The sequence below is a fragment of the Stenotrophomonas sp. MYb57 genome, assembly GCF_002966815.1.
Lineage (GTDB): Bacteria > Pseudomonadota > Gammaproteobacteria > Xanthomonadales > Xanthomonadaceae > Stenotrophomonas > Stenotrophomonas indicatrix.
Genome location: NZ_CP023271.1, coordinates 3829905 through 3855676 on the forward strand (window position 1 = coordinate 3829905; position 25772 = coordinate 3855676).

General features: G+C 66.1%; 19 protein-coding genes and 1 riboswitch. Of the genes, 9 read left to right on the top strand and 10 right to left on the bottom strand.

Annotated elements, in window-relative coordinates; genetic code table 11:
* Positions 1 to 145: 145 nt before the first annotated feature.
* From CLM74_RS17525 to CLM74_RS17540, 4 genes are all read right to left on the bottom strand, one after another.
* On the bottom strand, positions 146 to 1087 hold the full coding sequence (locus tag CLM74_RS17525; protein WP_105164606.1) for a FecR domain-containing protein: 942 nt from the start codon (positions 1085 to 1087) through the stop codon (positions 146 to 148).
* Positions 1088 to 1189: 102 nt separating this feature from the next.
* Positions 1190 to 1690, bottom strand: a complete 501-nt coding sequence (locus CLM74_RS17530; RefSeq protein WP_025874164.1) for an RNA polymerase sigma factor — start codon at positions 1688 to 1690, stop codon at positions 1190 to 1192.
* 85 nt (positions 1691 to 1775) lie between these two features.
* Complete coding sequence (locus CLM74_RS17535) at positions 1776 to 2252, bottom strand: hypothetical protein (protein ID WP_032976755.1); 477 nt, start codon at positions 2250 to 2252, stop codon at positions 1776 to 1778.
* Positions 2252 to 2743 (bottom strand): hypothetical protein, encoded by a 492-nt coding sequence (locus tag CLM74_RS17540; RefSeq protein ID WP_025874162.1) that lies wholly within the window; start codon positions 2741 to 2743, stop codon positions 2252 to 2254. Before CLM74_RS17540 ends, CLM74_RS17535 begins: the two co-directional genes overlap by 1 nt.
* Before the next feature lie 182 nt (positions 2744 to 2925).
* On the opposite strand from CLM74_RS17540, the gene ppa reads away from it, so the two are divergent.
* On the top strand, positions 2926 to 3462 hold the full coding sequence (gene ppa / locus CLM74_RS17545) for an inorganic diphosphatase (RefSeq protein ID WP_025874161.1): 537 nt from the start codon (positions 2926 to 2928) through the stop codon (positions 3460 to 3462).
* A 151-nt stretch (positions 3463 to 3613) separates the two neighbouring features.
* On the top strand, positions 3614 to 4735 hold the full coding sequence (locus tag CLM74_RS17550) for an HDOD domain-containing protein (RefSeq protein WP_025874160.1): 1122 nt from the start codon (positions 3614 to 3616) through the stop codon (positions 4733 to 4735).
* 234 nt (positions 4736 to 4969) lie between these two features.
* Here CLM74_RS17550 and CLM74_RS17555 read toward each other — a convergent pair whose 3' ends face one another.
* The 5 genes from CLM74_RS17555 to thiC all read right to left on the bottom strand — a co-directional run bounded on the left by CLM74_RS17555 (position 4970) and on the right by thiC (position 14123).
* A complete protein-coding gene (locus CLM74_RS17555; protein WP_199776054.1) occupies positions 4970 to 7858 on the bottom strand; it encodes a TonB-dependent receptor in 2889 nt (962 codons plus the stop codon).
* A gap of 49 nt (positions 7859 to 7907) precedes the next feature.
* Positions 7908 to 8807 carry a helix-turn-helix transcriptional regulator gene (locus CLM74_RS17560; RefSeq protein ID WP_025874158.1) on the bottom strand — a complete coding sequence of 300 codons (900 nt, stop codon included), beginning with the start codon at positions 8805 to 8807 and terminating at the stop codon, positions 7908 to 7910.
* 115 nt (positions 8808 to 8922) lie between these two features.
* Positions 8923 to 11247: a winged helix-turn-helix domain-containing protein gene (locus CLM74_RS17565; protein ID WP_105164608.1), complete on the bottom strand. Its 2325-nt coding sequence runs from the start codon at positions 11245 to 11247 to the stop codon at positions 8923 to 8925.
* Between the two features lie 258 nt (positions 11248 to 11505).
* The gene (locus CLM74_RS17570; protein WP_032976761.1) at positions 11506 to 12177 is read right to left on the bottom strand and encodes an ion channel; all 672 of its coding nucleotides are present in this window, start codon (positions 12175 to 12177) and stop codon (positions 11506 to 11508) included.
* 101 nt (positions 12178 to 12278) lie between these two features.
* Positions 12279 to 14123 (bottom strand): phosphomethylpyrimidine synthase ThiC, encoded by a 1845-nt coding sequence (thiC, locus tag CLM74_RS17575; protein ID WP_105164609.1) that lies wholly within the window; start codon positions 14121 to 14123, stop codon positions 12279 to 12281.
* A gap of 93 nt (positions 14124 to 14216) precedes the next feature.
* Positions 14217 to 14318, bottom strand: a riboswitch (TPP riboswitch).
* Positions 14319 to 14565: 247 nt separating this feature from the next.
* Between thiC and CLM74_RS17580 the strand changes: the two genes are divergently transcribed.
* Entirely contained in the window at positions 14566 to 16143 is a 1578-nt protein-coding gene (locus CLM74_RS17580; protein ID WP_025874154.1) for a BCCT family transporter, read from the top strand.
* A 562-nt stretch (positions 16144 to 16705) separates the two neighbouring features.
* Here CLM74_RS17580 and ggt read toward each other — a convergent pair.
* Entirely contained in the window at positions 16706 to 18367 is a 1662-nt protein-coding gene (ggt, locus tag CLM74_RS17585) for a gamma-glutamyltransferase (protein ID WP_105165047.1), read from the bottom strand.
* 801 nt (positions 18368 to 19168) lie between these two features.
* Here ggt and ilvC point away from each other — a divergent pair.
* The 6 genes from ilvC to CLM74_RS17615 all read left to right on the top strand — a co-directional run bounded on the left by ilvC (position 19169) and on the right by CLM74_RS17615 (position 25713).
* Positions 19169 to 20143, top strand: coding sequence for a ketol-acid reductoisomerase (ilvC, locus tag CLM74_RS17590; RefSeq protein WP_025874152.1), 975 nt, complete (start codon positions 19169 to 19171; stop codon positions 20141 to 20143).
* Positions 20144 to 20180: 37 nt separating this feature from the next.
* Positions 20181 to 21917: an acetolactate synthase 2 catalytic subunit gene (gene ilvG / locus CLM74_RS17595; protein ID WP_059065039.1), complete on the top strand. Its 1737-nt coding sequence runs from the start codon at positions 20181 to 20183 to the stop codon at positions 21915 to 21917.
* Positions 21901 to 22152: an ACT domain-containing protein gene (locus CLM74_RS17600; RefSeq protein WP_025874150.1), complete on the top strand. Its 252-nt coding sequence runs from the start codon at positions 21901 to 21903 to the stop codon at positions 22150 to 22152. Before ilvG ends, CLM74_RS17600 begins: the two co-directional genes overlap by 17 nt.
* Positions 22153 to 22248: 96 nt before the next feature.
* Positions 22249 to 23340 carry a threonine dehydratase gene (locus CLM74_RS17605; RefSeq protein ID WP_025874149.1) on the top strand — a complete coding sequence of 364 codons (1092 nt, stop codon included), beginning with the start codon at positions 22249 to 22251 and terminating at the stop codon, positions 23338 to 23340.
* Positions 23337 to 24923, top strand: a complete 1587-nt coding sequence (locus CLM74_RS17610; RefSeq protein WP_025874148.1) for a 2-isopropylmalate synthase — start codon at positions 23337 to 23339, stop codon at positions 24921 to 24923. Before CLM74_RS17605 ends, CLM74_RS17610 begins: the two co-directional genes overlap by 4 nt.
* Before the next feature lie 10 nt (positions 24924 to 24933).
* A complete protein-coding gene (locus CLM74_RS17615; protein WP_105164610.1) occupies positions 24934 to 25713 on the top strand; it encodes a class I SAM-dependent methyltransferase in 780 nt (259 codons plus the stop codon).
* The last annotated feature ends 59 nt before the right edge of the window (positions 25714 to 25772 follow it).

Consider the following 25772-nt stretch of genomic DNA (forward strand, 5'->3'; position numbering starts at 1 on the left):
GGCCGCGGGCGCGGCATCATCCGCGCATGCGCGGACCCAACGACGTACGTGGCGGCGGCGGGTACGTTCGTGGATGAGACGAGTGGCGGCGCGCTTTCCCCAAGACCGATGCGTTGCATCCGCTGCATCCGCGCCTGGCGCGGTACTACCGGTACACGATCGCCACGCCCAGCGGCAGGCGGGCGACCTGCAGGCCGGCGGTGGCCGCCAGTGCATCCAGTGCCTGCTCCGGATGATCGACGCGCAGCGCCGCGCTCACGGCTGGAATCATGGAAAGATCGCCGCGCACGAAGGTCGGCCCTGCGCGATAGCGGCCGACCGCGTGCACGGCGTCGGCCACACTGGCCTGCTCCAGCAGCAGTTCGCCCTGGCGCCAGGCGCCGACGCCATCCGCAGCAACGTCAGCCAGGCGCTGCACGCCTCGGTGCTCGCCATAGCTGGCACGTTGCCCCACCTGCAGATAGGTCCAGCCGCCATCGACAGGACTGGCCACGCGTACCCGGCCCTGCCCGACTTCGGTCTCCACCCCGGCCGCAACGTGGGCGACCGTGAAAGCTGTGGAGATGTCTTCCACTACACCGTTGCCAGCAGCAACGCTGAATCGCCTCTGCGCATCGGGCGCCACGTCGAACCAGGCGCGGCCACGCAGCAGTTCAACGCGACGGCGCTGGTCATCGAAGTGCACGGCGATCGCGCTGTCGGCATCGAGCACGGCGCGGCTGCCATCGGGCAGATGCACATCCTGCACCCGGTGGCCGCTGCGATGATCCGCCTGCAGGCGCAGCCAGACATCGGGCCAGGCCACCAGCACCGCCAGCGCAGCGGCCGTGGCCATGGCCCAGCGCAGCCGCCGCGGACGGCGCGCTGCCTGCCTGCGTTCGGTGGCGGCCGGGCGCGGGCCCACACTGCGCCATAGCATGCGCTCATGCTCGAACGAACGCCGATTCGCGGGCTCGGCCAGCCACTGCTCGAACGCGTCCATGCGCGCGTCGCTGATATCGCCGGACGCCAGGCACACGATCCAGTCCCTGGCCTGTTCGGCCACGGCATCATCGGCGGTGCTGCGGGGTGTCGGGGGCGGGCTCATCGGCTGGCAGGGGACACGGTCAGAGGTGGGCGGAAGGACTAGAGCGCATGGGGGCCTGCGAATCAAGACGCATGGCGGGTGTGCGCCCCCAAGCCGGATCGTTCATCGGCCACTGCGCGCCCAGGCAAGCCGCTGCAGCGCGGTGCGTACGTGGTTCTCCACCGTGGTCACCGACACACCGAGGCGCCGGGCGATGTCGGCCTGGGTCAGGCCCTGCAGGCGATTGAGATGAAAGATGGTGCGCGTCGGCTCGGGCAGGTGGCCGGCGGCATCAAGCACACGCTGCAGTTCATCCTGCGCCATCACCTGTTCCTCGGTGGAGATCTGCTCGTCCTCCTGCCACAGGTAGTGCTCGGCCAGCAGGCGGTTGCGGCGCGTCGATTCGCGGCCGTGGTCGGTGGCGAGGTTGATGGCCAATCGATAGAGATAGGCGCGCGGATTGTCGATGCCCTGGCTGCTGTCTACCCCACGCGCCTTGAACCAGACCGCCTGGATCACGTCTTCGGCCCCGCTGTCGCCGCCGAGGATGCGCTGCACGCGTCGCAGCAGTGCCGGTCGTTCGCGGATCAGCAGTTCGGTCAGGGTGAGGGCATTGGAGGACATGCGCGGAGCCAAGGGACGGACAGGGCGGCGCGCATGCTACTCCGTTAATGCGAATAAATCACGTTTGCATTCACAATCATCGACGTCAAAGACAGTCTGTCAGCCCGCCATAGACGCTCGTGGTCGTACCGGGCAAGGGCGCGTGGATCGCCTCATCCCCGGAACCCACCTGCCAGACCTGCAGGAGCTGCTCCAACCGGGTTCCAGATGCCAGCGGCAGCACGCATGCATAGCTGCCAAGGTCGACATCGATCCGTCCTTCCTTCCGCACCCAGGTATCGCTGCCGGCGAAGGTCCAGATACAACTGCCGACCACACCTGTCGCTCGCTCCACCGAACAGCGCAGGCGCATGGCCCACAGGTTGTAGTACTGCCCCTCGCAGAACGTGTCGCCGCAGACATCATCGAACCCGCGCACCAGCATCCGTTCGGCGGCCAGGAACCGCTCCCGGCCGGTCGCTGGATCGGGATAGTCACGGGCGTCCACGAACGCCGGCGCGGCCTGCGCAGCGCCAACCACCATCAGACCGCAGAGCAGCCATCGTGCCGGGAAAGTGCGCATCAGGCGTCCCTCCCCTGCGCCCGCAGGCAGTCGGCAAGCCCGTCGAACAGCCCATGATCGAGCCCGGGCAACGGTGCCATCAGCCCATCCGGCGCCTCCAGCGCGGCAAAGAAGGCTTCAACCGGCACCCCGGGCCGCATCTCCACCGGGCAGGTCCAGCGACCGTTGTCCACCTGCACCTGGCCGGTGTCACCCTGCACCACCAGTTCGCTGGCCGCCAGCACCCACACACACCGCTGCACCGTGCCCCGATGGGCCAGCACCGCACAACGGAACTCCATCACCCGGTAGTTGCTGTAATCGCCTTCGCAGAAGGTATCGGCGCACACACGGTCGAACGCCTGTGCAAGCGCTCCCTCAAGCGCGTAGGCCCTGTCCCACCCGGCCTCCCGGGTCGGGTAGTGGATCAGGTCGACATGCGTCCCGCGCGCGAGCGCGGCCAACGGAGCAAGCAACAGCAGGACGCCGCAGCGCCAACGATTCCAGTTCATGGCAGGTCTCCTCGGTTCAGGGTTCCAGCCTGCCCCGGCCGCCCGGCCGGCCCCATCGGGAAACCCCGGCCTGGCCGGTCGTCGGCTACCGCGACGGCCCGTCGGCGCCCCACCCTGCACAGCGACCGGCAAAGGCATAAAATGGAGGGCTATCCGTCTACATCCCCCACCTGGAGCACACCATGGGTCTGGAACTCGTCTCGCCCGGCAAGAACCCGCCGGAAGAAATCAACGTCATCATCGAGATCCCGAAGGATTCCGAGCCGGTGAAGTACGAAGTGGACAAGGAAACCGGCGCGATCTTCGTCGACCGCATCCTCTCCACCCCGATGCGCTACCCCTGCAACTACGGCTACGTGCCGAGCACCCTGTGCGGCGACGGCGATCCGGCCGACGTGCTGGTGGTGCTGCCGCTGCCGCTGGTCCCGGGTTCGGTGGTGCGTTGCCGCCCGGTCGGCGTGCTGAAGATGAGCGATGAGGCAGGCAGCGACGAGAAGATCCTGGCCGTGCCGGTCACCAAGGTGTTCGGCGGCTACGCGCACGTGGAAGACATCGAGCAGGTGTCCAGCCACTGGCTGGAGCGCATCGGCCACTTCTTCGAGCACTACAAGGACCTGGAGAAGGGCAAGTGGGTCAAGCTGGACGGTTGGGGCGGCGCGGCCGAGGCCAAGCAGATCCTGATCGAGGCGCACCAGCGCCACCTCGACAGCAAGGCCTGAGACTGAACAGCATTGCTCCGGCGCACGGCGTCGGAGCGATGCGGGTCACGTTTCATGACGGCGGCACATCACCTTTGCCGCCGTATTAGGTAAATTGCGTCACTTCACACGTCATCGACATCGACCGTCGAGACAGCCAGGGGAATGTGTCGTGCGTATTCTGCTTGTTGGGGATACAGCCAGCCTGCCGGCTGAGCTGACCGAATTCATTGCCGATCTTGGGGAAGACTGGCAGCCGTTGACCGCCACCGATGGCCATGCCGCGATGACCGCGGTCGCCACCCAGGGCGTGGACGCGGTGATCGTCTGCCCGCAGTTGCCCGATCTCAACGCGACCACGTTGCTGGGACAGATCCGCACCTTGCGCCCGGAGACCATCCGCATCGCACTGGTCGATGCACAGCATGGCAACCGGCCGCCGCCGGCACGCCTGATCGGGGTCGCCCATCGCTTCCTGCCATTGCCGCTGGCACCAGAAGTACTGCTGGAAGCATTGACCAGCCTGGAAGAGCTGCGCGAAGTGCTGGACAGCCCGCGCCTGCGCGATGCCATCGGCCGCATCGAGAAGCTGCCTTCGCCGCCGCACCTGTACCTGAGCCTGACCCAGGCACTGGAGCATGACGACGACGCCGACAGCGCCGATGTCGCCAAGCTGGTGGCCGCCGACCCGGCGATCGCGGCCAAGGTGCTGCAGCTTTCCAATTCGGCGTTCTTCAGCCAGGGCCGCACCATCGCCGACCTGCGCACCGCCGTGACCCGGCTGGGCCTGGCCACGCTGCGTGACCTGGTGCTGGCCAGTGAGGTGTTCTCCGCGCCCACCTTGTCCGGGGCCGAACGCAATTCGCTGCAGCAGCGTGCGTTGATGGCCTCGCGGTTGGCCGCACGCCTGCTGCCCGACTCCAGCGCCGAACTCGGTGCCACCGCCGCCCTGCTGGCCGACATCGGCCTGCTGCTGCCAGGCGTACGCAACGAGCGCAGCGAACCGGAGCCGGCCGATGATGATCGCCCCGGGCATGCCGAAGCCGGCGCCTATCTGCTGGGCCTGTGGGGCCTGCCGATGCCGATCATCGAGGCAGTGGCGTTCCATCTGCAGCCGCAGCGCGCCAATACACGCAGCTTCTGGGTGACCGGTGCGGTGCACGTGGCACTGGCGCTGGTCAACGGTGACCCGGTGGATGAAGAGTATCTGCAGCGCGCCGGTGTGCTGAACAAGCTGCCGCAATGGCGCGAGCACGCCAACAGCCTGATGGGGCTGGTGCCGAGCGAGGCCTGAGGCACAGCGTCAGGCGGGTACGAAGGGGACGAAAGGCAGGCCACGTGGCCTGCCTTTTTTCGTTGTGCCGGAAGTTCATCCACGCATGGCGTGGATCTACACGGGCATGGATCAACCGTCGGTGACCGGAGGTTCGGCGCGCGCGGCGTGGACAGCCGCGCTGCTCGACCGCACAAACAAGAAGGGCGGACCTTGCGGCCCGCCCTCCTCTTTCTGCTGTCACGCTTCGATGGATCAGAAGCGCTGGGTGTACTTCATGTAGTAGTAGCGACCGATGTCGAAGCCACCGTAGTAGGAGAAGCTCGAGTTCGGCTGGCTGTACATGACCGGGCCTTCGTGGTTGAACACGTTGTTGGCACCGACCGAGACCGTAGCCTGCCACGGCAGGGTGTAACGCACCTGCACATCGTGGAAGGTGTTCGAACCAACCTTGCGGGTCGGCTGGCCCAGGGTGTAGGCCGAGGTGAAGTCAGGCAGGTTGCACTCGGTGTCGTAGGAGCACGGCTCCTTCATGCTCGAGTAGTAACGCACGGCCCAGTTCACGCCCAGGTTGCCCAGGCTCCAATCGACATTCAGGTTCGAGCGGACGCGGAAGTTCGCACCCCAGTCGCCGGTTGCCCAGCTGGTGTGCTGCTCGACCGGAGTCTCGGCTTCGTTGTCGCGCTTGTACTCGAGGTAATCGACGTAGGTGGTCTTCCAGTCAACCACGATCTTGCCGAAGGAGAACTCCGGCAGGCGGTACTTGATGCCCAGGTCGTAACCTGCGGTTTCCTGGTAACCACCGTTGATCAGGGTACGGGTAACGTCGACCACCTGGTTGACGGTGCGGCCTTCGGTACCGCGGCTGAAGCGGTCACACGCCGACGCCACGCCCAGCACGTAGCACTGGTTGAGGATCGAGGTCACCGACTCGGCGGCGATCACGTTGTTGATGCGGATCTTCCACCAGTCCAGGCTGACGTCCAGGCCCTGCACGAAGTTCGGGCTGTAGACCAGGCCAGCAGTCCAGGTCTTGGAGGTTTCCGGCTGCAGTTCCGGGTTGGAACCCGACTCGAAGGCGCTGTAGGACTGGGTGCCCGGGCCGGTCGACTGTGCGCCACCGGAGGTGATCTGGCGGAAGTTCGCCGGAACGCCACGTGCGCCGCAGGCCGCGGCAACCGACGGATTGCGCGAAGCCGAGCCGAAGCTGCTGTCGCACGGATCGGTGTAGGCGTCGAAGGTCTGCGAGGTGCCGCCGTACATGTTGGCGATATTCGGCGCGCGGAAGCCCGTCGAATAGGTCGCACGCACCAGCAGGTCGTCGATCGGCTTCCACTTCAGGCCGAACTTGCTGTTGATGGTGTCGCCGAAGGTGTTGTAGTCCGAATAGCGACCGGCCATGTCGAGCGACAGTTCCTTGGCGAACGGCATGTCGGCCAGCACCGGCACGTTCAGTTCGACGTAGAACTCGTCGAGCTTGTAGCTGCCCTTGGTCGGTGCGCCGGCCAGGTCGGTGCTCAGGCCCGACTGCAGCAGTGCATCCGGGTTGTACTCACCGCTTTCCTGGCGGTGCTCGTAACCGGCAGCGATGGCCAGGTCACCGGCCGGCAGCGTGAACAGCGAACCGGAGATGTTGGCGCTGTAGGCCTTGGTGGTGTTGGTGTAGGTGTCGTGGCTCGGCAGGAACAGGTAGGCCTGCAGTGCCGGGTCAGCCAGCGAACCGTTGCCGGTGGAGCCGTACGGTGCGAGCGGGTTCCACGGGGTGCAACCGGCGATCACCTTGCCAGGGGTGCCGCAACGGGCAACGTCGCCGTCCATGAAGGACGGGCCGACGGCGTTCTGCACGTTCGGGATGAACAGGTTGCCGGTGCCGGTCTTGACGCCCTTGTTCTGGTTGTAGACGTAGCCCACGTCCCAGTCCCAGAACTTGTCGGCGAACTCGAACGAACCTTCCAGGCCGGCCGAGAAGCGGAAGGTTTCCTGCTCGGATTCGGTCTGGCGCGGGAACTCGGAGGTGCGACGGATGAAGTTCGCGTCCTTGCCCAGCGGGTTGTAGATGCTGTCGGCCGACAACGGGGTGCCGTAGACCTCGGACTGGTACGGGTAGCCGGCAATCTGCGAGGTCGCGGTGCGCTTGGTGTACAGCACGTTCGCGGTGGCGCGGATGTTGTCGGTCAGGTCGTAGTTGCCGTTGGCAAAGACCGAGCGACGGGTCAGCTTGTTCTGCAGCCACATTTCCTGGCTGGCATTGGTGTAGTCGGCGGTGCCGAACTCACGGAAGTCGCCCATGCCGTTGCCGGCACCGGTATTGGCACGGGTGTACCAGATATCGTCGTTGGCGTCCTTCGGGGTACCCATGTCGTCGATCAGCACGCCCTGGTTCGACGCCGGCGACCAGCCATTGGCATCGTCGTCGGTCGGGAACGGGTGGAAGCGGCCGTTCGGGTAGCGGCTGAAGGAACGATCCTTGGCCTGGACCTCGTCTTCCTTGCTGTATTCGGCGCCGAAGGTGATCGAACCGCGCTCACCGGTCTGGCCGTAGACGAAGTTGTAGACCTGCTTCTGGCCGTCGCCCTGGCCGTACTGGCCACCGTAGACGCTGGCTTCCAGGCCGTCGAAGTTCTTGCGGGTGATGATGTTGACCACGCCGGCGATGGCGTCGGAACCATAGATGGCCGATGCACCGTCGGTCAGCACTTCGATGCGTTCCACGACCGAGGTCGGGATCGAGGCCAGGTCGGTGTAGCCGCCGGTGCTGGTGCCCATGCGCTTGCCGTCCAGCAGCACCAGGGTGCGCTCCGGACCGAGGTTGCGCAGGTCGACGTACTGGCCGCCGACTTCTTCGCCGGAGCTCAGGGCATCGGCGCGGCTGATCGCCGGCGAACCGGTCGCCGACAGGTTCTGCACGATGTCGGCAACGCTGGTGAAGCCCTGCTTTTCAATGTCGGCGCGCTGCAGCGCGATCACCGGCTGCGCGGTTTCCATGCTCGCCTGGCGGATGCGCGAACCGGTGACCGAAATGCGGTCCAGGTCGGTCGTGCCGCCGGCAGCTGCGTCCTGCGCCGAAGCGAAGGACGGTGCCAAGGCAAGCGCAATGCCGGCCGGCAACAAGCCGAGCCGCACTGCGGGAATACGAACGTTCATCAATCTCTCCAAGGTACGTGTTAGTAGCGTGTTAAAACGCCGTAGCACGTTACGATTGCGTTGCAGCGCTGTATTTGCGCGACACAACCGGAGACTTTGCGGAGTGTGGCGGAAGCTGTCCGTCATTCTCGCGGAAGCGCGAGGCGGACTGGCCGTAGCGGGCGCGGAAGGCACGCGCGAAGCTGCAGCAGTTGTCGAAACCGCTGGCGGCAGCGACTTCGCCGACCATCATGTCGGTATCGCGCAGCAGATCGGCCGCACGTTCGAGGCGCAACCGTGCCGAAAGCGACTGCGGGCTTTCCTCGTACAGGCTCTGGAACGTCTTGGAGAGATACCAGCTGGAGAAGTTGGTCAGCTCGGCCAGTTCGCCGATGCGCACCACACGGTGGCTGTTGCCTTCCAGATACAGGCGCGCGCGCTGCATGCGGCCAAACACCTGGCGCTTGCGGCTGCGCGAGCGGCCCGGGCAACGCTGTACGTTGTCGGCCAGGCTGCGCTGCAGACCGGCCAGATGCAGCAGCAACGGACGCAGTGCCTGCGCCGGCTGCCCGCTGGCGAGGGCGTCACGCCACAGGCGCAGCGCCACCCGCGCATCAGCACGGTTCATCTGGCCACGACCGGCGTACAGGCCGCAGTCGGCCATTTCGGTCAGCACGCGCAGCGCTTCCACGTTCAGGTTCATGCCCACGCACAAGCCGTTGCGTCCGGCCTGCACCAGTGGCCTGGACTCCTTCTCGAACGCGATCCACTCGCCCTGGCGCAGCCGGAACCGCCCTTCCTTGGCTTCCACCCACGAGGTGCCGCGCACCTGCATCCAGACGCTGAAACTGGTGCCGGCGGTCTGCAGGCTGCCGAGGCGGGCAACCCCCATGCAGGTCGGCGCGACATCGTCGATCGCCTTGTCCAGGGATACGGTTTGGCCACGATCAGCCAGCGAGAGTTGACGCATAGGGGCACCACGGATTTGCCAAGTACAGGCCTCCGTTTTGCCAAATGAGGCGACAGCGCGTCAGGAAAGACTGCCGAGATCGCCACGAATTCGCGGCGAGATCGTCACGAAGAAATTACGAAGGCCCTTTCTCGTTCAAGATCAATAATTTGGAGAATGCCGGGAACAGTGCGGGCGGTTGTTCGGGCAATCGCATCACACCGATGTCGGCACCATCGCTGATGGCCAGGGCCAGGTACAGGCTGTTTCCGTCGGCACTGGCGCTCAGTCCATTGCCCGCGCTCAGCCGCTGGGCGTCCAGGCAACGCTCGGCTTCTTCGCGTCCGGACTGGATACGGACCAGGGTCGTGCCGCAGCTGGCACTGCTGCCCAGGTAGTCGATGCTGCCGTTGCCGGCCACCGTCCAGGTCCGGTAGCGCCAGCGGCTGGGCCGGTCTTCACTGACCTGCTGCACGCTGGCAGGGGTCAACGCCGCGTCCACCGACCACAGCCCACCGGCTGCCAGCCGGGTGAACAGCACCCGCCCGGTACTGCGGTCGAAGCGCGCCTGCGATACGCCTTCCAGGCTGGCCAACCGCCGCCATGGCTGCGCGCTGCGGTCGAACAGGCTCAAGCGGGTGTGCTGGTCGGCATCACGTTCGACCACCAGCAGCTGCTCCGCGTCTGCGCCGTACAACGCCTGCAATGGCTGCTCGGCGGGAACCGGAAGGCGATGCAGTTGTTCATCGCGCGGTGCGATCTCGTAGACAACCGCTTCGCCATGCTCATCGCGGCCCACCACCAGCAGATGCCGGCTGTCGGCCGACCAGTCGGGCGCCTGCCGTGCCTCGGGCTTCAGCCCCTCGATCGGCCGCAGCGACTCCGGCCGCTGCATGTCGGCCCACCACAGGGCGAAGCTGCCGGAACGATCGGAACTGAACACCAGTTGCCGCCCATCCGGTGCCACCATCGGTTGCCCGTCGCGGCCACTGGAGGCGAACAGGCGCTCACCGGCACCGCCCTGCGCGGGCATCCTGAACACCCCGAACTGCGCGCGCCGATGCACGAACGCCAGCATGTCACCGCGGCGGGACACTGCCGGCCACTGCGCATCGTCGAGCCCAGCGTCGCGCAACGTGCGGCGCTCGACGTCGAGGTAGTACAGGCGTGCTTCGCTGTCCACACGGCGACCGAACACGATATGCCGACCGTCGCCCAGCCAAGCCCAACCACGCAGTTCGGCCGATTCGGTGGTCAACTGCTCGGGCGTGCCGCCGCTGGCAGGCATCCGCCACAGGTCGCCCAGCTGAGGGTTGCGGACAAACACCAGCCATCGGCCATCCGGGGAATAGCGCGGGGCGTAGTCGAAATCATCCTCGTCGACAGCGTACTCCAGCGCACGCCATTGGCCGGTGGCCAGATCGAGCACGCGGATGCCGCGATGGGCATAGCGACCGACCATGCTGCCGAAGACCAGGCCACGACCATCGGGCGTCCAGTCGAAACTGAGCAGCTCGGTGCCGTCGCAGCGCGTGGCCTGGCGCACGGCGCCGCCGGTGGCGCTGGCGATCAGCACCTGGCAGCTGGCATCGGCACCAAAGCGGGCGAAGGCGATTTCGCGGCCATCGGGCGACCAGTTCGGGAAGCGGTCGCTGGCACCTGCCGGTGGCGATAGCAGCTGGCGCGCCGGGGCATTGCCAGAGGTCTGCACCTTGATGGCGTTGCCGCCGGTGCCATCGTCGTTGGCGCCTTCGTAGGCGACCTGCGATCCATCAGGAGAAAGTGTGGGATAGGTCTCAAAACCGGCCGTCGCGGTAATCAATCGATACGGCCGCTCCGGACTTCCGATCACCCGCGTGCCGTTCTCCACTGCCGCATCCACCGGAGAATTCACCGGCGCCGGGCGGCGCAGCAGCAGTACGCTCAACACCACCAGCGCAAGCAGCATCACCATGCCCAGTGCCAGCAGCAAGCGACGGCGCAGACGGCGCCAGCGGCGGCTTCCGCGTTCAACCACCGGCACGCCGGCGGCGGCCACGGCATCCGGCGCAGGCGGCTGTGATGCGGTCGAGTCCTCTACAACGGCGATCGCATCGGTCTCGTGGTCCGCCAGCGGTTGCACCGGCACAAGCAGGCGGTAGCCGGTCTTGGCGATGGTTTCGATGTACGCCTGGCCGTTGTCGTCGTCGACGCTGAACGCCTTGCGCAGCTGGGTCACGGCCTGGGTCAGCACATCGTTGGTCGGCAGCGTGTCCGGCCACACTTCGGCGAACAGCTCGTCACGGGTCACCACCCGCCCCGGCTGCCGCATCAACATGCGCAGCACGCCCAGCGACTTGGGCGTCAAACGGCGTGTACGGCGGGCACCGGCGACTTCGACCTCACGCGAGGACAAAGTAACGATGCACTCACCGACGCGGACGCGGTCGGATTCAGGCGACTGGATTTCGCTGTTGATCATTCGTTGCTATGGGGCTGAAACAGGCCGCAAACACTGTTCACCATCGATCCCTTCCCATCCTTGGCACAGCAAGAAGCCAGATTCCGCACAAAGCATCGGCGCATACCGCAAAAAAAACGAAGCCTCCGGATATTAGCCTATGCGAGTTACCTCGCCTATCGCGTGGTCGACATCAGGCTCTCTCTCGCCGACGCATTCACATAATACGCATCATCATTCGCGCCCTTTTGGCGCGATATTTTTATCTGGCGTTCATTTTCAGAAGCGTTTCAGCATGGTCAGGCCAACCAGCCGCGAAACCACCAGCGCTACGTACATGACGCCGGAAAACTGCTCCAGCATTACCAGCGCGCGGGCCTGCGGATGCAGTGGCACGACGTCGCTGAGACCTACCCCCGACAATAAGCTGAAGCTCAGATAAAGCAGCTCCATCCATGTGCGCTGCGCGCCGCCACTGGCGCCCTGGAAACTGCCCGGATACCACTGCTGACATACGGCAAAGGTAAAAGCGAATGCCCATGCCAGCAGAGTGAACGTGGCACCGGCGGCGAACAGCTCGTCGCGCGTCACTTTGTGGTCCTGCAGCATGTAAGCGATCAGCGCACCGGCGGTGTAGAAATACAGCAGGCTTTCCAGCAGCTGCGCGGTGATGCCCAGTGCAGGCCGGTCGAGCAGGGCCGCCGAAAGGGAAAACACCACCGCCGGGATGGCCAGCACCAACGCCAACCATGTCCCCAGCGGGCTGCGCTGCACCACCCACAGTGCCAGGCCGAGCACGGCCATGCCGAATACGCCTACTGCCGCGCGCCCGGCAGCAGTTTCGTCCAGCGCCGGGTACAGCAGTACCGACAACAGCTGTGCGCCGAGCAGCCAGGCAGAGGGATGACGGCGGGCGATGGCCAGCCAGCGGGTGGTGACGGCAATGGGCATGGTTCCGTGTCCCCGGGGAACGATGGGGCGAGGATAGCGGCATGTCGGTGAGTTGGGTGACTGGACGGTGCCGGGCATGACCCGGCACTGCCCATCTGCGATCAGCCCTGCTGGTACACCTCGGCGCCGGCCGCCCGGAACTGCTCGGACTTTTCCTGCATGCCCTTCTCGGCGTACTCGCGCACGTCCTGGGTGATCTTCATCGAACAGAAATGCGGGCCGCACATCGAACAGAAGTGGGCCAGCTTGTGCGCGTCCTTGGGCAGGGTCTCGTCGTGGAATTCCTTGGCCTTCTCCGGGTCCAGGCCGAGGTGGAACTGGTCTTCCCAGCGGAATTCGAAGCGTGCCTTGCTCAGCGCGTTGTCACGCACCTGCGCCCCCGGATGCCCCTTGGCCAGGTCAGCAGCATGGGCGGCGATGCGATAGGCCATGATGCCGTCGCGCACGTCCTGCCGGTTGGGCAGGCCCAGATGCTCCTTCGGCGTGACGTAGCAGAGCATGGCAGTGCCGAACCAACCGATCATCGCCGCACCGATCGCGCTGGTGATGTGGTCGTACCCCGGTGCGATGTCGGTGGTCAGCGGGCCAAGCGTGTAGAACGGCGCCTCGCCGCACTCGCGCAGCTGCTTGTCCATGTTCTCCTTGATCAGCTGCATCGGCACATGGCCGGGGCCTTCGATCATGGTCTGCACGTCGTGCTTCCACGCAATCTTCGTCAACTCGCCCAGCGTCTCCAGCTCGCCGAACTGCGCCGCATCGTTGGCATCGGCGATGCAGCCAGGACGCAGGCCGTCACCCAGCGAGAAGGTCACGTCGTAGGCCTTCATGATTTCGCAGATGTCTTCGAAATGGGTGTAAAGGAAGTTTTCCTTGTGGTGGGCCAGGCACCACTTGGCCATGATCGAACCGCCGCGGCTGACGATGCCGGTAACACGCCTGGCGGTGAGTGGCACATAGCGCAGCAGTACCCCGGCATGGATGGTGAAGTAGTCCACGCCCTGCTCTGCCTGTTCGATCAGGGTGTCGCGGAAAATCTCCCAGGTCAGCGCTTCGGCGCGGCCGTCGACCTTCTCGAGCGCCTGGTAGATCGGCACCGTACCGATCGCCACCGGCGAATTGCGGATGATCCATTCGCGCGTTTCATGGATGTGCTTGCCGGTTGACAGGTCCATCACCGTGTCGCCGCCCCAGCGGATCGCCCACACCAGCTTTTCCACTTCCTCTGCAATGCCCGAGGACACCGCGCTGTTGCCGATGTTGGCGTTGATCTTGGTCAGGAAGTTGCGGCCGATGATCATCGGCTCGCTTTCCGGGTGATTGATGTTGTTGGGCAGCACCGCACGGCCGCGGGCGATTTCCTCGCGCACGAATTCCGGGGTGATGATCTGCTGGATCGACGCACCGAAGGCTTCGCCAGGATGCTGCTGCAGCAGTGCGGCATCGCGGATCGCTTCCAGCCGCTGGGTTTCGCGGATTGCCACGAATTCCATTTCCGGGGTGATGATGCCGCGGCGTGCATAGTGCATCTGGGTGACGTTGGCGCCGGCCCGCGCGCGACGTGGCAGGCTGCGCGCGGGAAAACGCACCGGGTCCAGCTTCGGATCATGTTCGCGCGCGCGGCCGAACGAGGAGCTGAGGCCGTCGAGCTGCTCGGTGTCGTTGCGCTCCTCCACCCAGCCACGCCGCAGTGCCGGCAGGCCCGCGGACAGGTCGATGCGCACGTCCGGATCGGTGTACGGGCCGGAGGTGTCGTAGACGGTGACTGGTGCGTTCTCTTCGCCGCCGAACACGGTCGGCGTGCGGGTCAGCGCGATCTCGCGCATCGGCACCTGCAGGTCCGGGCGCGAGCCAGGCACGTGGATCTTGCGCGAGCCGGGAATGGGCCGGGTCACGGATTCGGAGAGTTGCTGGGCCTGTTGCTGCAGGGCGGAGAGCTGTGCGTTCATCGGGCATCGTCCAGGAAGGTCAGGGACGAAGCGGCGGCGCACTGCCACCGCGCACGGACGGCACCAAGGCGCTCCCTGGGCAGGTTCCGGGTACGGCTGCATTGCAAAGCTTCCCTACGCCGGTATGAGCCGGATCAGGTTCCAAGGGACTATCTCAACCGTGGCCACAAGGCCGCGGTACCCCCGCTTCTTGGTGGGCATTAGAGCATAGAAACCACTCGACCTCCTGGCCGTTCATCCACGCAGGGCGCAGATCTGCCGCACCCGCGTTAACAGAACCGTGACGTCGCATTCAGTAACGTGCACGCGCGCCGCACCGTTGCACGTGGTGCTTTCCCTGCCGCCATCGCGGTGCCTGTCCGGTGCGCGCACACTGTCGCCGGCCTACTCCCTGCAAGCTTTCGCTCGCTCCCCTCAATCCCTTGATCGGAGAAGCTCCTTCATGGTGTTTCGCATTTCCATCGCACTGGTGCTTGCCCTGGTGCTGCTGGCCGGCCTCGCGCCCGGCCCCTTCAATACCGTCGTGCAGGCGGCGCTGGCTGATGTCATCCGCAGCGTCGGTTGGCTGTACCTGCTGGTGGTGTTCCTGGCGCTGGTGTTCCTGATGTACCTGGCCTTCGGCCGCTTCGGCAACCTGCGCATCGGTGGCGAAGACGCCGAACCCGAATTTTCGCGCGCCAGCTGGATGTCGATGCTGTTCGCCGCCGGCATGGGCATCGGCCTGGTGTTCTGGGGCGCGGCCGAGCCGATCTCACACTTCACCAAGCCACCGGAAGGCATTGCGCCACAGAGCATGGATGCCGCGCGTGCATCGATGCGCTATGCGTTCTTCCACTGGGGCCTGCATCCGTGGGCGATCTATGCACTGATCGGCCTGGCGATGGCCTGGTTCCAGTTCAACCGCAATGGACGCGGGCTGGTCAGCGATATGCTGCAGCCGATCATCGGCCGCCACCATCGCGGCTGGATCGGCCGTGTCGTCAACATCGCGGCGGTGGTCGCCACGGCGATCGGCGTGGCGACGACGCTCGGCTTCGGCACCATCCAGATCGCTGCAGGCGTGGAGCGCGTATTTGGCCTGCAGGCGACTGTACCGGTGCAGATGACCATCATCGCCATTGCCTTCGTGCTGTACATGGCCTCGACCGCCAGCGGTGTGGAGCGCGGCGTGAAGTGGCTCTCCAACTTCAACCTGGCACTGGCTGCATTGCTGGCCGCGACCGTACTTGTGCTGGGGCCGACTGGCTTCATCTTCGATACGTTCACCACCACGCTGGGTTCCTACCTCAACCAGCTGGTGACCATGAGCCTGCGCATGTCGCCGTTCTCCGGCAGCACGTGGGTGGCCGACTGGACGATCTTCTACTGGGCCTGGTGGATTTCGTGGGCCCCGTTCGTGGGTTCCTTCATCGCGCGCATCTCGCGCGGCCGCAGCGTGCGCGAGTTCGTGATCGGCGTGGTGCTGGCACCGACCCTGCTCGGGTTCTTCTGGTTCGCCGTGTTCGGGGGAACGGCATTGTGGGCGCAGATCTTCGGCCACGCCGACCTTGTGCAGGCACTGGGCAATGGCTATGAGACGGTGCTGTTCACCCTGTTCGACAGCCTGCCGGCGTCGCTGATGCTGTCGGCGGTGGCGTTGGTGCTGTTGATGATCTTCTTCGTGACCTCGGCCGATTCGGCGGTGCTGGTACTGGCCAGCATGTCCACCGACGAAGCCGGGGATCCGCCGCTGAAGCGCAAGCTGGCGTGGGGCATCGCGGTAGCGTTGATTGCGGCGGCATTGCTGCTGGCGGGCGGGCTGGATGCGTTGCAGGGCATGATCACGATTGCGGCGTTGCCGTTCGCGCTGCTGATGGTGCTGGTGATGGTGTCGCTGTACCGGGTGCTGGACCAGGAGTACACGCGCGAGCGGCGGCAGGCGCAGCGCCAGCGACGCATGATCGATGCGTGGATCGCACGCGAGATGGCGGCGCAGGAAGAGACCCAGGCGGAGGCGGCACGCGCGCAGGATCAGGATTGAGGGTGTTTTGCAGCCTGCGGCTGCGCCGCTTTTTTCAAGCAACTGCAAGTGCAACTTCAAAAGCCGAGGCGGCTCTGGGCTGTTGCTTGCCTGGCAGGGAGGGGGCCGATGGCGGGACACGCCGCAAGTACGTCCCTGTAGGCTCGGCCACGGCATCCATGCCGTGGACGGTCCCGCCATCGGCCCCCTCCCCGCCTCCGACAATTTCCCGGTGACGGTTGGTGGATCCACGCCATGCGTGGATGAAGGTGTATCGGAAAACAAGAAGGGGTCGGATCCGTTTTCCAAAGGGAAACGGATCCGACCCCAACCATCAGCACGCGGCTGTTGTTGTTGCTTTTGCTTTTGATCTTCTTCTTTCTCTTCCTGCGGTGGCCGCCGCAGGAAACTGTCAGGCGCCGGGTGGGTGGGCTGGGCGGGGGTGTCAGCCGCATGGATGCGGCTGCCAAGCCTCCAGGGACGGATTCACGGCGTCCCCCGACCAGCCCACCCGCCCGGCCCAACAAGCGATCCCGCTTCTTAACCCACCGCAGAGGGGGCTCAGCCCGTTGGCCGGGAAACCTCAGTAGCCCGCCGCCTGCCCATCCTTGCGGCTCTCCGACGCGCCGTAGTACACGCCGGTTTCCGGATCACGCAGGATCGCCTGGTAACCGCCATACGGACCATCGGCGAACACCACCCGATGCCCCTTGCGCATCAGCGCCCGCACCGTCTCGTACGGGAACCCGGTTTCCAGATTGACCTCGCCACCATCAGTCATCGCCGTCGCCTGCCCGGTCGGTTCGGTCGATCCCTCATGCTGGATGCGGGGGGCATCACCGGCCTCCTGCAGGTTCATGCCGAAGTCCACCAGGTTCATCACGATCTGTGCGTGCCCCTGCGGCTGCATCGCACCGCCCATCACGCCGAAACTTGCATAAGGCTTGCCGCCCTTGGTGATGAAGGCCGGAATGATGGTCTGGAAGGGACGCTTGCCCGGTGCGTAACCGTTGGGATGGTTCTTCTGCAGCACGAACATCTCGCCGCGATCCTGCAGGATGAAGCCCAGCCCCGGCGGGGCCATGCCGCTGCCCATGCCGCGGTAGTTGGATTGAATCAGTGACACCATCATGCCGTCGGCATCGGCCACGGTCATGTAGATCGTGTCGCCCTCTTCCAGCTGCTTGGGCGTTCCCGGCTGAACTTCCTTCAGCGCCTTGTCCATCGAAATCAGCGCGCGACGCTGCGCTGCGTACTCCTTGGAAATCAGCTTCTGTACCGGCGCGGGCTGGAAGGCCATGTCGGCGTAGAAGCGCGCACGGTCGGCGAAGGCCAGCTTCTTGGCTTCCACGAACAGATGCACGTGCTCGGGTGAGCCGAACGGAATCTTCGAGAAGTCGTAGCCTTCCAGTACGTTGAGGATCTGCAGCGCGGCGATGCCCTGGCTGTTGGGCGGCAGCTCCCACACGTCGTAGCCGCGGTAGTTGCTGCTGACCGGCTCGACCCACTCGCCATGATGGTCGGCCATGTCCTGGTAGCTCAGGTAGCCGCCGTTCTTCTTGAAGTAATCGCCGATGGTGTGGGCGATGTCGCCCTTGTAGAAGGCATCACGGCCGCCGTCGGCAATCTTCTGCAGGGTGTCGGCAAGGTTGGGGTTCTTCCACATCTCGCCCTTGCGCGGCGCGTGGCCATCGATCGTGAACTGTTCCTTGAAACCCGGATACTGCGACAGCTTCGGCACCGAGCGATCCCAGTAATAGGCAATCACTTCGGCAACGGGATGACCGTCGCGCGCGTAGCGGATGGCCGGGGCCAGGTTGTCGGCCATCGGCTTGCGGCCGAAGCGCTCGTGCAGCGCGAACCAGCCATCAACCGCGCCCGGCACCGATACCGGCAGCGTGCCGGTCGCGGGGATCTCCTTCAGGCCACGGCGCTGGAACTCGGCCAGGGTGAGTGACTTCGGCGAACGGCCCGAGCCGTTGTAGCCGTAGAGCTTCTGCGTCTTCGGGTCCCACACGATGGCGAACAGGTCGCCGCCGACGCCATTGCCAGTCGGCTCCATCAACCCCAGCGCTGCGTTGGCCGCAATGGCGGCATCGACGGCTGAGCCACCGGCCTTCATCACGTCCAGCGCGATCTGGGTAGCCAGCGGCTGCGAGGTGGCGGCCATCGCATGCGGGGCGATCACCTCCGAACGGGTGGCGAAGGTGTGGCCGGTAATGCGGTCGGCGGCCTGGGACAGCATGGGCACGGCAGCCAGCACGGCAGCTGCCAGCAGGGAACGGGCAAGACGTCGGGACACGGTCAGGTTCCGAGGGAAGGGGTGGTGACCCGATCTTCGCCGCTACCGCGACCGGGGGCCATCGGGCATAGGTCATGGGGGCGCCTCATGGAGCCACGGGCGCCATTGCCACGAACGCATCGCAATGCGCGCGGAACCTCCCGCGGCACGCGGGGCGCTGCACGACCCGGCGAGCGCAGCTGGTATCGCCGGAATCCGCGCAAAAAACCCGTTGAAAAGAGTGAATTCGGGTTCACCGAAACACTTTCAGCAGCAACCATCCTTGTGCCACAAGCGATTGCACTGCATGCAGCGGAAACTGACGGAAATAGTGCTGCGAGGGTTGACACAGCGGAAATGGCTGTGGTTTTCTCGATCACATGTTGCATCACAACACACCACCGCGAACCCACATCGAAGCCGCCGATACCGGCGCCGCCTCGCTGCGTTCGATTCTTGTGCTCGTACTTATTACCCAACCAACAGGTGCGGGACGAGCCAGCGTGTAAGCAACAAACACACCGGAACTCTTCAAAAACCCGCACCCGCCCAGGTGCGGGTTTTTTCATTTCAGGACCTGGTTTCAGACGCAACCACCATGACCACCGCCCATCGCACAACCCAGACCCGCTGCACCACGAACCCTCGTGGTGGCAGTACCTGTGCGATGCGCGGCGCTGCCCTCCCCGCTTTTCCCTGACCGGCCGGTACGTCGCTTCGACTGCCGGCCGTCTTTTTTCTTCCCACCCGCAAGGAACCTCCCCCATGAGCACCAACGAACTGCCCCAGACCAAGATCGCCGTCATCGGCTACGGCAGCCAGGGCCGCGCGCACGCGCTGAACCTGCGTGAATCCGGCTTCGATGTGGTGGTAGGCCTGCGTCCGGGCGGCCCCACCGAGGTCAAGGCACAGGCCGATGGCTTCACCGTGAAGGCACCGGCCGATGCGGTGAAGGATGCCGACCTGGTCGCGGTACTGACCCCGGACATGGTGCAGAAGAAGCTGTACGAGGACGTGCTGGCGTCGAACATGAAGCAGGGCGCGGTGCTGCTGTTCGCGCATGGTCTGAACGTGCACTTCGACATGATCAAGCCGCGCGAAGACCTGGACGTCGTGCTGGTCGCACCGAAGGGCCCGGGTGCACTGGTCCGTCGCGAATATGAAATCGGCCGCGGTGTGCCATGCATCTGGGCGGTCTACCAGGACAAGAGCGGCAAGGCCGCCGAGTACGCGCTCGCCTATGCGGCCGGCCTGGGTGGTGCGCGCGCCAACCTGATCCAGACCACCTTCAAGGAAGAAACCGAAACCGATCTGTTCGGCGAGCAGGCGGTGCTGTGCGGCGGCGCTTCGGCACTGGTGCAGGCGGGCTTCGAGACGCTGGTGGAAGCCGGTTACCAGCCGGAAATCGCCTACTACGAAGTGCTGCACGAACTGAAGCTGATCGTCGACCTGTTCTACGAAGGCGGCATCTCGCGGATGCTGGAGTTCATCTCCGAGACCGCGCAGTACGGCGACTACGTCAGCGGCCCGCGGGTGATCGACGCCGGTACCAAGGCGCGCATGAAGGAAGTGCTGAAGGACATCCAGGACGGCACCTTCACCAAGAACTGGGTGGCCGAGTACGAAGCGGGCCTGCCGAACTACAACAAGTTCAAGCAGGCCGACCTGGAGCACCCGATCGAGAAGGTAGGCAAGGAACTGCGCGCCAAGATGGTCTGGTTGCAAGGTCAAGCCGCGTAACAACGCGGCACCCCCACCCGCTCTGCAAGGTTCCCCCATGAACTCTCCCACACACCGCAGCGCGCCGCCCAACGGCGCGCGCTGGCTGACCCAGGCGCTGGAGGCCGAGGGTGTCCGTACGCTGTTCGGCTATCCGGGCGGCACCATCATGCCGTTCTACGACGCGCTGGTGGATTCGTCGCTGAAGCACATCCTGGTGCGCCATGAGCAGGGCGCGGCACTGGCCGCCAACGGCTTTGCGCGCGCCAGTGGCCAGGTCGGCGTCTGCGTGGCGACCTCCGGGCCGGGCGCGTCGAACCTGGTCACCGGCATCGCCGATGCGATGCTCGATTCGGTGCCGATGGTCTGCATCACCGGCCAGGTCGCCACGCCGCTGCTGGGCACCGATGCGTTCCAGGAACTGGACGTGTTCGGCCTGACGATGCCGATCGTCAAGCACAGCTGGCTGGTGCGCAGCGTCGATGACCTGCCGCGCGTGGTGGCCGATGCTTTCCGCATCGCCCGCGAAGGCCGTCCCGGCCCGGTGCTGATCGATCTGCCCAAGGACGTGCAGCTGGCCGATGCCAGCCACCTGCCGGCGCATGTGCCGGCCAATGTGGAACCGCCGCCGGCTCCCGCCGACGCGGCCATCGCCGAGGCCATCGCGGCTCTGGCGGCGGCCGAGAAGCCGGTGGTCTACGCCGGTGGTGGCATCGCCCTGGGCGATGCCGTGCAGGACCTGCGCGAATTCGTCGAAGCCAGCGCCATCCCCACCGTGATGACCCTGCGTGGGCTGGGCGCGCTGCCTCCCCAGCACCCGCAGTCGCTGGGCATGCTGGGCATGCACGGCACCCGCGCGGCGAACATGGCCGTGCAGGAAAGCGATCTGCTGCTGGTGCTGGGTGCGCGCTTCGATGATCGGGCGACCGGCAAGCTGGCCGAGTTCGCACCGTTTGCCCGCGTGGTGCACATCGATGCCGATGCGTACGAGATCTCCAAGCTGCGCAGCGCCGATGTTGCCGTGCCCGGCAACGTCGGCCACGCCATCCGCGCCCTGCGTGCGGCCTTTCCCTCCCCCAAGGCCCACCAGGACGCATGGCGCAAGCGCTGCGCCCAGCATCGCGATCGCTTCGCCGCGCGCTACGACGCACCCGGCCAGCACATCTACGCCCCGGCGCTGCTGAAGCGCCTGAGCGAACTGGCGCCGGCCGATACGGTGGTCGCCTGCGACGTCGGCCAGCACCAGATGTGGGTTGCGCAGCACTGCCGCTTCACTCATCCGCGCAACCACCTGACCAGCGGTGCACTGGGCACGATGGGCTTCGGCCTGCCGGCGGCGATGGGCGCGCAGTTCGCCTGCCCCGAGCGCACGGTGGTGCTGGTCTCCGGCGATGGCAGCTTCATGATGAACGTGCAGGAGCTGGCGACCATTGCCCGCTGCCGCCTGCCGGTGAAGATCATCCTGCTGGACAACAGTTCGCTGGGCATGGTGCGGCAGTGGCAGGAACTGTTCTTTGCCGAGCGTTACAGCGAGATCGACCTGTCCGACAACCCGGACTTCGTCGCCCTGGCCAAGGTGTTCGGCATCGCGGCCACGCGCATCGACGCACGTGATGACGTCGAAGGTGGCCTGGCCGCGCTGCTGGCCGAACCCGGCCCGGCCCTGCTGCACGTGGCCATCGATGCACGCGCGAACGTGTGGCCGCTGGTACCGCCCAATACCGCCAACAGCACCATGCTGGAAAGCAACCCTGCACATGCACGCCAGGAGATCCCCAATGCAATACCGGCTTGACCTGGTGCTGCAACCGGCCGAGGGCGCGCTGCTGCGCGTGATCGGCATGGCCGAACGCCGCGGTTTCGCGCCGCGCGCGATCACCGGTGCGCCGGTGGCCGCCGATGATGGCCGTTGGCACCTGCAACTGGTGGTGGACAGCCAGCGCCCGCCGGAAACGCTGTGCCGGCAGATGGAAAAGATCTACGACTGCGTTTCGGTGCAGATGACCGCACTGGAAGGAGCATCCGCATGAACGCCCGTACCGTTTGCAACACGGTGCCGGTACGGAGGCGTCTTCTTCGCCGCCCGTGCCCGCATGCGGTGGTCGGCAACACCCTGCTGGTGGCCCATGCCGGCCGCTGACGCCAGCAAGGAAAGCGATGTCGGCGACGTAACCGTTGCCGACGTACTGGCCGCGCAGGCCCGCCTGCGCCGCTTCCTGCCGCCCACGCCGCTGCATCATGCCGAGCGCTTCGGCACCTGGCTGAAGCTGGAAAACCTGCAGCGCACCGGCTCGTACAAGGTGCGCGGCGCGCTGAATGCCCTGCTGGCCGCCCGCGAACGTGGCGATACCCGGCCGGTGATCTGCGCCTCGGCCGGCAACCACGCCCAGGGCGTGGCCTGGGCCGCCTATCGCCTGGATGTGCCGGCCATCACCGTGATGCCGCATGGCGCACCGGCCACCAAGATCGCTGGCGTCGCCCATTGGGGTGCAACGGTGCGCCAGCACGGCAACAGCTATGACGAGGCCTATGCGTTCGCCGTCGAACTGGCGCAGCGCCACGGCTACCGCTTCCTGTCCGCCTTCGACGATGCCGATGTCATCGCCGGCCAGGGCACCGTGGGCATCGAGCTGGCCGCACACGCGCCGGACGTGGTGATCGTACCGATCGGCGGTGGCGGCCTGGCATCCGGCGTCGCCCTGGCGCTGAAGTCACAGGGCGTGCGCATCGTCGGCGCGCAGGTCGAGGGGGTCGATTCGATGGCCCGCGCGATCCGCGGCGACGTGCGCGAGATCAATCCCGTGCCGTCGCTGGCCGATGGCGTGCGGGTGAAGATCCCCGGTTTCCTGACCCGTCGCCTGTGTACCTCGCTGCTGGACGATGTGGTGATCGTGCGCGAAGCCGAGCTGCGCGAGACCCTGGTGCGGCTGGCACTGGAAGAACACATCATCGCCGAAGGCGCCGGTGCGCTGGCACTGGCCGCCGGCCGTCGCGTCGCCGGGCGCCGCAAGTGCGCGGTCGTCTCCGGCGGCAACATCGACGCCGGCGTGCTCGCCGGCCTGCTCACCGACATCCGCCCACGCCCGCCACGCAAGCCGCGCCGGCGCCGGGCAGAAACCCCGCGCTCGCCCGGCAAGGCGACCGCCACCGCTTTTCCCACGCCTTCCCCTTCCCCCCTGCAAGCCGTCGCACCCGCTGTCGAGGAGATTTCCCTGTGACCACCATCGAACGAATTACCACCCCGCGCATCCGCATCTTCGACACCACCCTGCGTGACGGCGAGCAGTCCCCCGGCTGCAGCATGAGCCCGCCGCAGAAGCTGGTGATGGCGCGTGCGCTGGACGAACTGGGCGTGGACATCATCGAGACCGGCTTCCCGGCCAGCTCGCAGTCCGACCGCGAAGCGATGGCCCTGATCGGCCGCGAACTGCGCCGCCCGAGCCTGAGCCTGGCGGTGCTGTCGCGCTGCCTGCAGGCCGACATCGAAACCTCGGCGCGTGCGCTGGAAGCCGCTGCCAACCCGCGCCTGCATGTGTTCCTGTCGACCAGCCCGCTGCACCGTGAGCACAAGCTGCGGATGACCCGCGAGCAGGTACTGGAATCGGTACGCAGGCACGTAGCGCTGGCCCGCTCCTACATCGATGACGTGGAGTTCTCCGCCGAGGATGCCACCCGCACCGAACTGGACTACCTGATCGAGGTCTCGCGCGTGGCGATCGCTGCCGGCGCCACCACCATCAACCTGCCCGACACCGTCGGCTTCACCACGCCGGAAGAGATCCGCACGATGTTCCAGCAGGTCATCGCTGGCGTCGCCGATGTGCCGAACGCAGCCAACGTGATCTTCAGCGCCCACTGCCACAACGATCTGGGCCTGGCCGTGGCCAACTCGCTGGCCGCCATCGAAGGCGGCGCGCGCCAGGTCGAATGCACCGTCAACGGCATCGGTGAGCGCGCCGGCAACTGCTCGCTGGAAGAGATCGCGATGGTGCTGAAGGTGCGCCAGGCTTTCTACGAGCAGGACACCGCCATCGATACCCCGCGCATCGTCGGCACCTCGCAGCTGCTGCAGCGCCTGGTCGGCATGCCGGTACAGCGCAACAAGGCCATCGTGGGTGCCAATGCCTTCGCCCATGAGTCGGGCATCCATCAGCACGGCATGCTGCGTCACCGCGGCACCTACGAAATCATGCGTCCGGAAGACGTGGGCTGGGAAGATTCGCAGATGGTGCTGGGCCGCCACAGTGGCCGCGCTGCCGTCGAAGCACGCCTGCGCGCACTGGGCTTCTGGCTGGAAGAAGACGAACTGAAGCTGGTGTTCGAGCAGTTCAAGGGACTGTGCGAGCAGCAGCGTGTTGTCACCGATGCCGACCTGCAGACGCTGATGCAGGGCGGCTCCAATGCCCAGGGCTACCGTCTGGCTTCGATGACCATCAGCGATGTCGGCAGCCGCGCCAACGCGCTGGTCGAACTGTCCGACCCGGACGGCAACCGCGTGGCCGAGACCGCGCAGGGCGACGGCCCCGTCGATGCGCTGTTCGGCGCGTTGTCGGCCGCCACCGGCGTGCAGCTGATGCTGGACAGCTACCACGTGCACAGCGTCGGCATCGGTGCCGACGCGCGTGGCGAGGCCAACCTGAGCGTGCGCCACGAGGGCGTGGAGTACGACGGCACCGGCACCAGCAAGGACATCATCGAAGCGTCCGCGCTGGCCTGGCTGGACGTGGCCAACCGCCTGCTGCGCCAGCGCCAGGCCAACGCCGGCATCAGTACTGAATCACCTGCCACCGCCACCGCCTGAGGAATGTGAGATGAGCGCCTTCGACACCGCAACCACCCCCAGCAGCGCTGGCCAGCAGTGGAATGCCCAGGACTATGCGATCGATGCCGGCTTCGTGCCGACCCTCGGTGGCGCCGTTGCGCGCCTGCTCGATGCGCGTGCCGGTGAGCGCATTCTCGACCTGGGTTGTGGCGATGGCGTGCTCACCACCGAACTGGCCCTCAGCGGCGCACACCTGCAGGGCGTCGATGCCTCGCCGGAAATGGTGATCGCCGCGCGTGCGCGGGGCGTCGATGCGCAGGTGATGGACGGCCACGCCCTGGCCTTCGACCGTGCGTTCGATGCGGTGTTCAGCAACGCCGCCCTGCATTGGATGCCCGACCCGGATCGCGTGCTGGAAGGCGTGCGCCGCGCCCTGCGCCCCGGCGGGCGCTTCGTCGCCGAGTTCGGCGGCCATGGCAACGTGGCCACGATCATTGCCGCCGTGCAGGCCGCGCGTGTCGCCCATGGCCATGGTGCCAGCGCATTCCAGTGGTACTTCCCCACTGCCGATGCCTACGCAGACCGCCTGCGCCAGCATGGCTTCCAGGTGCAGCTGATCGAATGCCTGCCGCGACCGACCGCGCTGCCGACCGGCGTTGCCGGCTGGCTGCGGGTATTCGCCGCTCCACTGCTGGACGACCTGCCGGCCGAGGCGCGCGCCACGGTGCGCGATGCCGCCACTGCCCTGCTGGCCGACCTGCCGCGCAATGCCGCCGGCCAGCCGCTGGCCGACTACGTGCGCCTGCGCGTGCTCGCGCGGCGCCGCTGACCTGCTCCTGTTACTTTCTCTTCGATGCCCGTTACTCCGTACTCCTGCCAGGCAAACGC